Origin of the sequence: Paenibacillus spiritus (assembly GCF_008710135.1) — a bacterium.
GTDB classification, from domain to species: Bacteria; Bacillota; Bacilli; order Paenibacillales; family Paenibacillaceae; genus Paenibacillus_AQ; species Paenibacillus_AQ glufosinatiresistens.
Genome location: NZ_VYKK01000014.1, coordinates 1 through 12,801, shown reverse-complemented (window position 1 = coordinate 12,801; position 12,801 = coordinate 1). Strand labels below are relative to the sequence as shown.

At 55.9% G+C, this 12,801-nt stretch carries 12 protein-coding genes and 1 other RNA gene; all 13 read left to right on the top strand.

Annotation, left to right across the window (positions count from 1 at the left end; genetic code table 11):
- Positions 1–166: 166 nt before the first annotated feature.
- The 13 genes from F4V43_RS10680 to F4V43_RS10620 all read left to right on the top strand — a co-directional run bounded on the left by F4V43_RS10680 (position 167) and on the right by F4V43_RS10620 (position 12,452).
- Positions 167–1,774, top strand: a complete 1,608-nt coding sequence (locus F4V43_RS10680; protein ID WP_150458233.1) for a CTP synthase — start codon at positions 167–169, stop codon at positions 1,772–1,774.
- A 250-nt stretch (positions 1,775–2,024) separates the two neighbouring features.
- Positions 2,025–2,411 carry a response regulator gene (locus tag F4V43_RS10675; protein WP_150458232.1) on the top strand — a complete coding sequence of 129 codons (387 nt, stop codon included), beginning with the start codon at positions 2,025–2,027 and terminating at the stop codon, positions 2,409–2,411.
- Positions 2,412–2,661: 250 nt separating this feature from the next.
- Entirely contained in the window at positions 2,662–3,516 is an 855-nt protein-coding gene (gene fba / locus F4V43_RS10670) for a class II fructose-1,6-bisphosphate aldolase (RefSeq protein WP_150458231.1), read from the top strand.
- Between the two features lie 212 nt (positions 3,517–3,728).
- Complete coding sequence (locus F4V43_RS10665; RefSeq protein ID WP_150458230.1) at positions 3,729–4,982, top strand: UDP-N-acetylglucosamine 1-carboxyvinyltransferase; 1,254 nt, start codon at positions 3,729–3,731, stop codon at positions 4,980–4,982.
- Positions 4,983–5,349: 367 nt separating this feature from the next.
- The gene (gene rho, locus F4V43_RS10660; RefSeq protein ID WP_150458229.1) at positions 5,350–6,717 is read left to right on the top strand and encodes a transcription termination factor Rho; all 1,368 of its coding nucleotides are present in this window, start codon (positions 5,350–5,352) and stop codon (positions 6,715–6,717) included.
- 17 nt (positions 6,718–6,734) lie between these two features.
- The gene (locus tag F4V43_RS10655; RefSeq protein WP_150458228.1) at positions 6,735–8,018 is read left to right on the top strand and encodes a radical SAM protein; all 1,284 of its coding nucleotides are present in this window, start codon (positions 6,735–6,737) and stop codon (positions 8,016–8,018) included.
- 146 nt (positions 8,019–8,164) lie between these two features.
- Positions 8,165–8,362, top strand: coding sequence for a 50S ribosomal protein L31 (rpmE, locus tag F4V43_RS10650; protein ID WP_150458227.1), 198 nt, complete (start codon positions 8,165–8,167; stop codon positions 8,360–8,362).
- Between the two features lie 223 nt (positions 8,363–8,585).
- Positions 8,586–8,854: signal recognition particle sRNA large type (ffs, locus tag F4V43_RS10645), an RNA gene on the top strand.
- A gap of 148 nt (positions 8,855–9,002) precedes the next feature.
- Complete coding sequence (dnaX, locus tag F4V43_RS10640; protein ID WP_150458226.1) at positions 9,003–10,757, top strand: DNA polymerase III subunit gamma/tau; 1,755 nt, start codon at positions 9,003–9,005, stop codon at positions 10,755–10,757.
- Positions 10,758–10,797: 40 nt separating this feature from the next.
- Positions 10,798–11,109: a YbaB/EbfC family nucleoid-associated protein gene (locus F4V43_RS10635; RefSeq protein WP_150458225.1), complete on the top strand. Its 312-nt coding sequence runs from the start codon at positions 10,798–10,800 to the stop codon at positions 11,107–11,109.
- A gap of 32 nt (positions 11,110–11,141) precedes the next feature.
- Positions 11,142–11,741: a recombination mediator RecR gene (gene recR / locus F4V43_RS10630; protein ID WP_150458224.1), complete on the top strand. Its 600-nt coding sequence runs from the start codon at positions 11,142–11,144 to the stop codon at positions 11,739–11,741.
- 209 nt (positions 11,742–11,950) lie between these two features.
- On the top strand, positions 11,951–12,157 hold the full coding sequence (locus F4V43_RS10625; RefSeq protein WP_223879853.1) for a DUF2508 family protein: 207 nt from the start codon (positions 11,951–11,953) through the stop codon (positions 12,155–12,157).
- A 28-nt stretch (positions 12,158–12,185) separates the two neighbouring features.
- A complete protein-coding gene (locus tag F4V43_RS10620; protein WP_150458222.1) occupies positions 12,186–12,452 on the top strand; it encodes a pro-sigmaK processing inhibitor BofA family protein in 267 nt (88 codons plus the stop codon).
- Positions 12,453–12,801 lie beyond the last annotated feature (349 nt).

Below are 12,801 nucleotides of genomic sequence, written 5' to 3'. Positions count from 1 at the left end.
CGGTGTCACTTTTTTTGTGTTTACAGACCCTGTTGAAGACGGGGAACGGGTTCTTCGCTCCTTCGTCGGACTTTGGGATTCCCCCGTTTTGCCATTGACAAAACGGGTAACGATAAACATCATGCGTCGCCAGATTGTGATGGACTTTATTTAGGAGGGTATTGCATTGACCAAGTATATTTTCGTAACGGGTGGCGTTGTGTCTTCCCTGGGCAAGGGCATCACGGCCGCTTCGCTCGGCCGGCTGTTGAAGAACCGGGGACTGAAGGTGACGATTCAGAAATTTGATCCGTATATCAACGTAGACCCGGGAACGATGAGTCCGTATCAGCACGGCGAAGTATTTGTGACCGACGACGGGGCGGAGACAGACCTGGACCTTGGGCACTATGAACGGTTCATTGACATCAACTTGTCCAAGAACAGCAATGTTACAACCGGCAAGGTGTACTCCTCCGTAATCAGCAAAGAGCGGCGCGGCGAATATTTGGGCGGCACCGTTCAGGTCATCCCTCATATCACGAACGAAATCAAAGAGCGCGTCTTCCGTGCCGGACGCGAGACCGGCTCTGACGTGGTCATTACCGAAATCGGCGGCACGGTCGGCGACATCGAGAGCCTGCCGTTCCTGGAAGCCATCCGTCAGATCAAGAGCGACATCGGACGGGAGAACGTGATGTACATCCACGTTACGCTGATTCCTTATATCAAGGCTGCCGGCGAAGTGAAGACGAAGCCGACCCAGCACAGCGTCAAGGAGCTGCGGAGCATCGGCATTCAGCCGAACGTCATCGTCTGCCGGACCGAATACCCGCTGTCTCCGGACATGAAGGCCAAGATCGCGCTGTTCTGCGACATTGACGCCAATGCCGTTGTGGAATGCCGCGATGCCTCCACCCTGTATGAAGTTCCGCTGAATCTGCGCAACGAGGGATTGGACGAGATTGTGGTCAACCACTTGAAGCTGACGACGCCGGCTCCGGATATGACCGAATGGGAAGCGATGCTCGAGCGAATCCAGAAGCTGGAGAAGAACGTCGAGATCGCTATTGTCGGCAAATATGTGGCGCTGCATGACGCGTACCTGAGCGTGGTGGAGTCGCTCTCGCATGCCGGCTTTGCGGCCAATGCCGAAGTCAGCATTCGCTGGGTGAACGCCGAGGAGGTTACGGACGAGAACGTCGATGAGCTGCTCCGCGGCGTAGGCGGCATTCTCGTGCCGGGAGGCTTCGGAGACCGCGGGATTGAGGGCAAAATTTCGGCCATTCGCTATGCCCGCGAGCGGCAGATCCCGTTCTTCGGCATCTGCCTCGGCATGCAGGTGTCCGTTATCGAGTATGCCCGGTCCGTTGCCGGTCTGGCGAACGCCAACAGCTCGGAGATTGATCCGGCTACCCCGTACCCGGTGATCGACCTTTTGCCGGAACAGAAGGATATCGAGGACATGGGCGGAACGATGCGCCTGGGCCTGTATCCGTGCAAGCTGCTTCCGGACTCGCTTGCCATGGAATGCTATGACGACGAGCTGGTCTACGAGCGTCACCGCCACCGGTATGAGTTCAACAATGCCTACCGCGATATTATCGAGAAGGCGGGGCTGGTCATCTCCGGCACCTCGCCGGATGGCCGCCTGGTCGAGATCGTCGAGCTGCCGGGCCATCCTTGGTTCCTGTCGGTACAGTTCCATCCGGAGTTCACCTCCCGGCCGAACCGTCCGCAGCCGCTGTTCCGTGAATTTGTCCGGGCTTCGCTGACGCACGCCGAGCAGCAATAAGCCTTGGCCGCAGAGAGACAGCCTGTCTCTTGCCTAAGCAGAGTCTTCCGCTTGCGGAAGGCTCTTTTTTTGTCGGTTCATCCCCCGGATGCAGATTCCATTCATATAATTTTACTCATAATTGTCAAAAAGCAGGATTCAAAACCGGGATAGTCGAATAATAGTTCTTCGTGTGCATTCCGGAAGCATGAACCGCCAAGCGCCGCAAGGGATCGGAGCAAATCTGCCTTATACTCTGGGAGGGTAACGGATGAAGAACAACAAAGTACTGATTGTGGATGATCAGAACGGAATACGCATCCTTTTGATGGAGGTCTTCAACAGCGACGGCTACAGCACCTATCAGGCCGCCAACGGCAAGGCGGCGCTCGACATTGTGCGTGCGGAGGCGCCGGATCTGGTCCTTCTGGACATGAAGATTCCGGGGATGGACGGACTGGAGATTTTGAAGCATATCAAGGCGATCAATCCGGAGATCAAGGTCATTATGATGACTGCCTACGGAGAACTGGACATGATTAAGGAAGCGACGAAGCTTGGGGCGCTCATGCACTTTACCAAGCCCTTTGACATTGACGAGATGCGCGTTGCGGTCAACATGCATTTGCGAGGCAGTTCGGCGGACCGTCTGCACTAGAGGCGGGAAGAGAGAGAAGACAGGGGTTCCATAGAGGAGCCCCTTTTTTGACGGGGAGCAGTAACATTCCGAAATTGGGTAATAATAGAGAAGAATGTCTCCGTATACAGGGGTGGGGGCGATACGTCCCGCCGGGACATTTTTTTGATAATTCTATTTAGTATTTGAGACGGGTTGTGCTATAATGAGCCTGTATAGGATGCCGGCTTGAGACAAGCGGTGCAATCTAACCATCTTAGGAGGATGAATCATGCCATTAGTATCGATGACTGACATGCTGAACAAAGCCCTGGAAGGCAAATACGCTGTAGGCCAATACAACATCAACAACCTGGAGTGGACGCAGGCGATTCTGTCTGCCGCTGAAGAAGAGAAGTCCCCGGTTATCCTGGGCGTATCCGAAGGCGCTGCCCGCCACATGGGCGGTTTCTACACAGTGGTGAAGATGGTTGAAGGTCTGGTACACGATATGAAGATTTCGGTGCCGGTAGCCATTCACCTCGACCATGGCTCCAGCTTCGAGAAATGTAAGGAAGCCATCGACGCCGGCTTTACTTCCGTTATGATCGACGGTTCGCACCATCCGATCGATGAGAACATCGCCATGACGAAGAAAGTCGTTGAATATGCGCACGCCAAGGGCGTCTCCGTTGAAGCCGAAGTCGGCACTGTAGGCGGACAGGAAGACGACGTAATCGGCGGCATTCAGTATGCCGACCTGAACGAATGTGTACGTATCGTGAAGGAGACCGGCATTGATACACTGGCTCCGGCGCTCGGCTCCGTGCATGGTCCTTACCATGGCGAACCGAACCTCGGGTTCAAGGAAATGGAAGAAATCCGCGACGCTGTTAAGCTTCCGCTCGTTCTGCACGGCGGTACCGGCATTCCGAAGCATGACATCGACAAGGCGATCTCCCTTGGCACCTCCAAGATCAACGTGAACACCGAGAACCAGATTGCATTCGCGAAGACGGTTCGTGAAGTGCTGGCTGCCAAGCCAGACGCGTATGATCCGCGGACATTCATTCAACCGGGCCGCGAAGCTATCAAGCAGACGGTTATCGGCAAAATCCGCGAATTCGGCACAAGCAACAAAGCCTAATCGTCGACTTTATTTTTGGTTTTTCACCAAGAGCGCCCTTCGTTTTTCGGAGGGCGCTTCTTTTGTAGAGAGGATCTCCTGCCCCCGCGCTTGACAGACAGGGAGCATTTGGGGGTAAACTGAAGAGAACGCCGGGGAGAAGCTCCCGGGCTTTTGACTTGTACCGCCGCCGGTTAGCTTCCGGCATTTACGTAGGGGGAACCAAATACACTATGGAAAAACTAATGATCGGCGCAGGGCGTCCGCTTCAAGGAATGGTGACCATCAGCGGCGCGAAGAACAGCGCAATCGCCTTGATACCGGCGGCCATTCTGGCCGAGAGCGAGGTAGTGCTGGACAATCTGCCTGCCCTCAGCGACGTAGCCATCTATTCCGAAATCTTGCAGGAGCTGGGCGCAACCGTTACCCGGTCGGGAAGCCAGATGAGAATCGACCCTTCGCATATCGTATCTATTCCAATGCCCAACGGGCCGGTGAAGAAGCTGCGGGCGTCCTATTACATGATGGGCGCGCTGCTCGGGCGCTTCAAGGAAGCAACGATCGGCCTGCCGGGCGGATGTAACTTTGAACCGCGTCCGATCGACCAGCATATCAAGGGATTCGAGGCGCTCGGCGCCACTGTTACGAATGACCATGGTTCAATTCACTTATATGCCAAGGAGCTGCGCGGCGCCAAGATCTATCTGGACGTTGCAAGCGTAGGAGCGACCATCAATATCATGCTGGCGGCCTCCCGGGCCAAAGGCTCTACCATTATCGAGAACGCGGCCAAAGAGCCTGAGATTATAGATGTGGCCACACTGCTGGTGTCCATGGGCGCCGTCATCAAAGGCGCAGGCACCGAGACGATTCGCATTGAAGGCGTGGACGAACTGCATGGCTGCCGCCACTCCATTATTCCGGACCGGATTCAGGCCGGAACGTACATGATCGCGGCTGCGGCAACCCGCGGCAACGTGTTGATCGACAATGTCATTCCGAAGCATCTCGAGGCATTGACGGCCAAGCTGCTGGAGATGGGCGTCGGCATTGAAGAGCTGGATGAGAGCATCCGCGTTATAGGCCGGGAAGTCTACGAGCCGGCAGATGTGAAGGCTCTGATTTACCCTGGATTCCCGACAGACCTTCAATCCCCGATGACTACGCTGCTTACGCAGGCCAGCGGCGTCAGCGTGCTGAGCGACTTTGTCTACAGCAACCGGTTCAAGCATGTTCCCGAGCTCGTGCGCATGGGCGCCAAGATTCGGGTAGAGGGACGCTCGGCGATCATCGAGGGCAGCCGGCTGAACGCCGCCAAAGTCAAGGCAACCGACCTGCGCGCAGGCGCTGCGCTGGTGATTGCGGGCCTGATCGTCGAAGAAGGCGTGACGGAAGTGACGGGTGTGGAATACATCGACCGGGGATACGACCATCTGGTCGATAACCTGAACAGCCTCGGCGCCAATGTGTGGCGGGAGACGGAATAGGATAGGGCCTCCCTCGGCCCTTCTCCTTGCTTGATAGGGCTTCGGCCGTCCGGCTGCGGACGGTCCATAGCCGGCTTCGTTCGGTCCCTAAAGTGACATCCACGATTAAGCCTTTTCTACCGTTTTGCCCCTCTTTTTTATCAATTGCTGCATTTCCTCTTCCATTTTTGGGTAAAGCTATCTTAATGGGCGTTTTTACTGTATACTTGCTATTTTGAACACCCTCGTTTTTTACCCTCTGTATGCAATGGTCCCTGTGTGACCGTTTCACCAGATCCCAATTTATCCGGGAATGACTGTCTGTGCTTGTATTCCTTCATTCTAGAACAGCTCGCTGACTTATATAAATCGAATAGGTGGTTATTAAATGGATCTCCAAATTTCCGATCTGGAAGAAATGAAACTGACGGAATTGTACAAGCTGGCCAAGAAATATCAAATCCCTTACTACGGTCAGATGAAAAAGCGAGAATTGATCTTTGCCATTCTGCGGGCCCAAGCCGAACAGAGCGGCTTGATGTTCATGGAAGGCGTGCTGGAAATTTTGCCGGAAGGCTACGGCTTCCTGCGTCCCATCAATTATCTTCCGAGCCCGGAAGACATTTATATATCCGCTTCCCAGATTCGCAAGTTTGATCTGCGGACCGGCGACCTGGTCTCCGGTAAATGCCGGACACCGAAGGAGAACGAACGCTATTTCGGCCTTCTTCAGGTGAATGCCGTCAACGGAGAGAGCCCGACGACAGCAGCCGAGCGTCTGCACTTTGCCGCGCTTACGCCGCTGTATCCGCAGGATAAGCTTCGACTGGAGAATGCGCCGAATCACCTTTCGACCCGGATTATGGATCTGCTCGCTCCGGTAGGCCTTGGACAGCGGGGACTGATTGTTGCGCCCCCCAAAGCCGGTAAGACGCTGCTGCTGAAAGAGATTGCGAACAGTATCTCGGCCAACAACCCCGAGATTGAGCTGTTCGTGCTGCTCATTGATGAACGGCCGGAGGAAGTGACCGACATGCAGCGTTCCGTCAAAGGCGAGGTAGTCGCTTCGACCTTCGACGAGCTGCCCGAGAATCATATCAAAGTGGCGGAGCTTGTGCTGCAGCGGGCGCTGCGCCTGGTAGAGCACAAGAAGGACGTCGTCATCCTGCTTGACAGCATCACCCGTCTGGCGCGCGCGTACAACCTGGTGGTGCCTCCGTCCGGCCGGACGCTGAGCGGCGGCATTGATCCGGCGGCCTTCCACCGGCCGAAGCGGTTCTTCGGTTCCGCCCGCAACGTCGAGGAAGGCGGCAGTCTGACGATTCTGGCGACAGCGTTGATTGACACCGGTTCCCGTATGGACGACATTATCTATGAAGAATTCAAGGGAACCGGCAATATGGAGCTTCACCTGGACCGGAAGCTGGCGGAACGCCGCATTTTCCCTGCAATCGATATCCGCCGGTCCGGAACGCGCCGCGAAGAAGTGCTGCTGGCCCAGGACGAACTCGATACCATCTGGAGCATCCGCAAGAACATGAACGACTCCTACGACTTCGTCGAAGGGTTCCTACGGAAGCTCCGAAACACCAAGACCAACGCCGAATTCCTGGCGACCTTTGACGCGCAGCCGCCATCCGGCAATAATGGCTCGGCCAGCGGCACCGCCAGTTCCGGGGGGACCTCGAACAGCGGAGCTTCCGCTGTACGCCGTCCTGCCCGTCCGAAGACGCCCTCCGTCACCACGACTACCTGAGATTAAGGAGATTTCCTATGCATTTGGTATATGCCGATGAACAAGGCAATGTATACGATCACCCCGAGCTGCTTGGATTGGCGCGCAGCGGGGATATGATTGTTGAGATTCTGGAAGAAGAACTGATTCCGCTCCCCGACGGGGCTACCCTGGTCGGGCTGCCCTGCACGCGCGCGGTCGGAATGGACCCCGAGACCGGAGAAATGCTGCCCCTCCCCGAAGGCTCGCAGGCGGTAGGTGCGCTTCTGCCGCAAGGATTCACGCGGCTCTGTCTCCCGGGCTACGTCAAGACTGACAAGAACTATAAGCTTCCGCTGTTCGGCTATTCCGCCGTGGTCTGGAAAGACGGTGGCTTCTATGTTGCGGCAGATCCGACGGATAATCCGGAACAATGGAATCCGCTCAACTGCGACCGCGGCGAGGTCGAGGCCGGAGTGGAGGCGTTCACAAGCCGGTACCCGGACAACCGGCTGTACGGACATTTGTCCAACTGTGCGCTTGGCTATGAATGCCTGACTTCGTCCAACACCTTCCTGAACCGCTGGGAAGGCGGCGTTCCGGTATCCTATTCCTGCAATGCCGGCTGCTTCGGCTGCATCTCCGAGCAGCCCGACGACAGCGGATTTGTCTCGCCGCAGACCCGGATGAACTTCCGCCCCCGGGTGGAAGAGATCGTTCAGGTCATGCTGGAGCATCTTAAGACGCCTCAGTCCATCATCAGCTTCGGGCAGGGCTGCGAAGGCGAGCCCTCGACGCAGGCGAAGCTGATTATCGAGGCGATTCGCGAGGTTCGATCCGTTACCGATATGGGCTATATTAATATCAATACCAACGCGGGACTCAGCGATCATATCCGCGGCATCGTCGATGCCGGCCTGGATTTGATGCGGGTCAGCACGATCAGCGCGCTGGACGATCATTACAATGCGTACTACAAGCCGCGGGGCTATACGCTTGCCAACGTAGAGAAGTCCTTGAAGTATGCTGCTTCCCAGGGTGTTTATACATCCATTAATTATCTGATCTTTCCGGGAGTGACCGACCGGGAGGAAGAAATCGAAGCTATGGTTGAATTTGTCCGAAGAACCGGGCTGAAGCTGATTCAAATGCGCAATCTGAACATTGATCCCGAGAGCTATCTGGAATTGATTCCCCCGGCGCGCGGAGAAATTCTCGGAATGAAGACCATGCTTGATATCTTCCGGGAGGAGCTTCCGGAAGTGGTGATCGGGTCCTTCACCCATGTTCCTCCGGCGGGACAGGCTCGCCCCAAAGCGAAGCTGGGCGGAATTCCGCTGTGATTTCCGGAACCGACCGGGCCGGGGTGGCCTTTCCGGGCGCGGATAAAGGCTATTGCCACCTTGTTTTAATCGTGCTAAACTGTAATTATGTGTCTGATATTAACTCTGGACCCGCCTGAGGTTCAGGGCAAAAGAGGTGAAATCTAATGCAAACAGCAATCCAACCGAAGTACAACATGGTTACCGTAACTTGCGCTTGCGGCAACACGTTTGAATCCGGCTCCGTGAAGCAGGACCTGCGCGTTGAAATCTGCTCCGCTTGCCACCCGTTCTTCACAGGCAAGCAGAAGTTCCTGGACGCCGGCGGCCGCGTCGACCGTTTCAAGAAGAAATACGGCATCTAATCCGGATCTGCCCGTCACCGGGCAGCCGACGCATAAGCCCTTTGGCCCTACGGCCGAAGGGCTTGTTTTTATGCTTCCGCGCAGCGGTCACCGTCCCGCCGAAGGCCCGCATCCCTTTGATGGCGCGGACTGGAAGGCCAAGCGTATAAGGACCAATTGAGGGAGCAGACCCCGTCTGCGGCGCGGTTGCTTTTTGACGGGACGTGCGCTATACTTAACTTCGCCGTGCTAGACGGGGAGGTAGCGGTGCCCTGTAACTCGCAATCCGCTATAGCGGGGTTGAATTCCTGTTTAGAGGTACTGTCGATGTGAGGTCTGGTCCCTGGTTGCTGTGTTGACGGTTGGGTCCTTCGCAATGAGCGCTTGTGAACCTGGTCAGGTCCGGAAGGAAGCAGCCATAAGCAGGTTGTCTCTTGTGCCGAAGGGCGGCCTAGCCCGAGCAGTCAATCAGGATTGCCGCTTGGATCGCGGTTATCGATGACAGGTGCACGGTTTAATTTTTGGATTGAATTTGGAATGAAACCAAGCGTCTTTGCAGCCAGCGAAGACGCTTTTTGTTTTTGGTCAAGAAACCCGGAGTATAGTATAATGAACAAGTAATGAGCTTCACGAAAGAGGCCGTCAAGAAAGGGTTGTGCCAATGGAACATATCGCGCTGTACCGGGCTTGGCGTCCGCAATCGTTCCGGGATATGGTCGGACAACAGCATATCATTCAGACGCTGCAGAACGCGATCCGGGAACAGCGGGTCTCGCACGCCTACTTGTTCAGCGGACCGCGCGGAACGGGCAAGACCACCGCTGCCAAGGTGCTGGCCAAAGCCGTCAACTGCGAGCGGATGGACGGCCCCGAACCGTGCAATGAATGTCCTTCCTGCAAGAGAATATCTTCGGGAGCAGTCATGGACGTGCAGGAGATCGACGCGGCGTCCAACCGGGGTGTGGAGGAAATCCGCGATCTGCGGGATAAAGTCAAATACGCACCGACTGAAGTGCGCCGCAAAGTGTATATTATTGACGAAGTGCACATGCTGACGACGGAGGCTTTTAACGCGCTGTTGAAGACGCTGGAGGAGCCGCCGCCGCATGTCATGTTTATTCTGGCGACGACGGAGCCGCATAAATTGCCTGCAACCATCATTTCACGCTGCCAGCGCTTTGACTTCCGGCGGGTATCGCTGGAGGAGCAGACGGGGCGGCTGGCCGAAATCTGCGCCAAGGAAGGCATCGAGGCCGAACCGGAGGCGCTCCAGTACATTGCCCGTCTCTCCGACGGGGGGATGCGCGACGCGCTGAGCATTCTTGACCAGATTGCATCGTATACAGACAAGAGGGTCACCTATCAGGAAGTGCTTGGCATGACGGGAGGCATTCCCGCCGAACAGTTCGCCCGTCTGGCCCAGGCTATCCTCGATGAGGATATGGGGCTGCTGCTGGAGCTGGTGGAACAGATGATGCAGGAGGGCAAGAGTGCCGACAAGTGTCTGGAGAACCTGCTGTACTACTTCAGAGACCTGCTTATGATCAAAATGGTTCCGAATTCCGACCGCCTCACCGACCGCGTTCTGAACCCGGAGGAGTTCAAGTCCATCGCCTCCGCGTTCTCCCGCGACCGGCTGTTCGGCATCGTCGATATTCTGAACCGCTATCTCGGCGAAATGAAATACGCGACCCATCCGCAGACGCTGTTTGAAGTAGCGCTGATGAAGCTGTGCAGCCTGCAGGAGACGCCGGCCGTCCACTCGGGGGCGCAGGCAACCGCTCCGGCTGCCGCGGCCGGTGCCGCTCTGGGCGCCGGAGAGCTGGATGCCCTGAAGAAGCAGATCGCGGCGCTGGAGAACAAGCTGGAGCAGGCTGTCCGCTCGGGCGGCGTGGCGGGAGGGCGCGAATCGGCGCCTGCCCGCAGCCAGGCGGCTGCGCCTGCGCCGCGCGCATCGTCGATGGCGAAGCTCCCTCCGCAGATGGACCGCTTCATCGCAGGCAAGGAGAGCGCCGACTTCCAGACCGTCTTCCGGCAATGGAGCGCGGTGCTTCAGGGCGTCAAGGAAGAGAAGGTCACTGTTCACGCCTGGTTCGTGGACGGAGAACCGGTCTCGGTTACCGAAGATGCCGTGCTGGTGGCGTTTAAGAACACCATCCACCGGGAGACCACCGAGAAGCCGGCCAACAAGCAGGTCATCGAGCGGGTGCTGGCGGCCCGGCTGGGCAAGCCGTACCGGCTCGTAACGATGATGCTGCACGACTGGAATGAGGCCTCTGCCAAGTCAGCGCAGCCTCCGGTTAAGGAAGAGCTCAAGCTGGAGCATGAGCATGAAGCCGCAGCAACGCAGTCGGAACCTTGGATTGACGAGGCGATTCAGCTTTTTGGCGAAGACCTTGTTGTCATAAAAGATTGACCGCAATTAGCCTATTAGCCCACTGAAGGAGAGATGACGAATGAACAATATGAATCAGATGATGAAACAGGTCAAGAAGATGCAGGAACAAATGCTGAAGGCCCAGGAGGAACTCGGCAGCAAGACGGTAGAAGGAACCTCCGGCGGCGGCGTAGTTACCGTGGAAGTCAACGGCCACAAGAAGGTGCTGTCCATCCAGATCAAACCGGAAGCCGTCGATCCGGAAGACGTGGAAATGCTGCAAGACCTCGTGATGACCGCCGTCAACGACGCTCTGACCAAAGCCGAAGAGCTGGCTAACAGCGATATGGGCAAATTCACCGGAGGGATGAAGATCCCCGGTCTGTTCTGATTGCCACTTTTGAAATTTAAAGGAGAACGCCATTGTACTATCCCGAACCGCTTGCCAAGCTGATCGACGCATTTACGCGGCTGCCGGGAATCGGGCCGAAGACGGCCGCCCGGCTGGCTTTTCACGTGCTGAATATGAAGGAAGACGACACCATTGATTTTGCCAAGGCGCTCGTAAGCGTGAAGCGAAATCTGCATTACTGCTCGGTCTGCTGCAATATTACGGATACCGACCCCTGCCGGATTTGTCAGGACAAGAGCCGGGATGCATCGGTAATCTGTGTGGTTCAGGACTCCAAAGACCTGGTCGCCATGGAGCGGACGAAGGAATTCGACGGGTATTATCATGTGCTTCAGGGAGCCATTTCTCCCATGGAAGGGATTGGACCCGATGATATTCGCCTGAAAGAGCTGCTAACCCGCCTGAGCGACGAACGCATCAAGGAGCTGATTCTCGCTACCAATCCCAATATCGAGGGTGAAGCGACGGCCATGTATATTTCGCGGCTCGTCCGGCCATTCGACATTAAAGTCACCCGGATTGCGCACGGCCTGCCGGTAGGCGGAGATTTGGAATATGCCGATGAGGTGACGCTGTCCAAAGCGCTGGAAGGCAGGCGTGAGCTGTTCTGACTTTTTAGATGTGCACGAAATTTAAGAGACCCTTCGGGGTCTCTTTTTTTGATTGCGGCTTCGTTCTCACCGGACAGGTTCTAACCGGAGCGCCCCCCCGATATGAATGAATTAAGGTACAAGCCGAAGCTGGATCAGGCGAAAGGGGGAGAACACGGATGTGCTGGTGGAGGAAAGAATCGACAGCTGGACGGAGTAAAAGAGAGGCGGTGCCCGAAGACTGGGGCCATGTTGTTCGCGATGTCCATGCCGCCAGGATGGACTGGGAACGCGCCTATCTGATGTTCGATGAGGCCGTGGGACAGGATCAGATCGATTATGCAATCTATATCCTTGAAGCCGCAGAACGCAAATACCAGATCCAATTGAAGCAAGCCAAGAAATTGAGCGCGGAACAGGGGCTGCTCGGAGAATAGACTGTGAGAAGAAGAGAGGAGAAGAACCATGAAGATGCTGGCTTGGTCCGTTATGCTGGGTGCAGTTCTGTTGCTGCTGGTGGTCGTCTTTCGGCAAAAGCTGGGGTGGCGCTGGCTCGCCCCCTTTTCGACTCATTTAATTGCGGCTGCCGTCGGCCTGTATTTGGTGGACTTTGCGGGGTTGCTCGGCAGCGTATATATACCGCTTAACCCCGTAACGATCGGAAGTGTCGCTGTCCTGGGAGTCCCGGGGCTCGCCATGCTGGTCGGACTGAAAATAACGTTATTTGGATAGTTGACTCACTATCTTTATCTGTGATACATTAATACACGGCTCTTCTGAGGATGGCGGCGCCGAACATGCCTCTTCCAAGAGAAGAATCAAAAAAAGAAATAAAAAATGCTTGACCATTGCTTGCCGACTGTGATATATTATAAAGGTCGCTGCGACGCACTGATAAGTCAAAGCAGACAAGATGGTTCTTTGAAAACTGAACATCGAGTGAGTGAAATATCGAGAGTAACATCTCGTCAGATTCATCTTATGAGCAAGTCAAACGAACTTGTTCGTCCGAAAGGATCGGCTCAGCCGAGCTCGATATCTTTCGGACGTTCAGCTCGACGAAGGTCGAGCCTTTTATGGA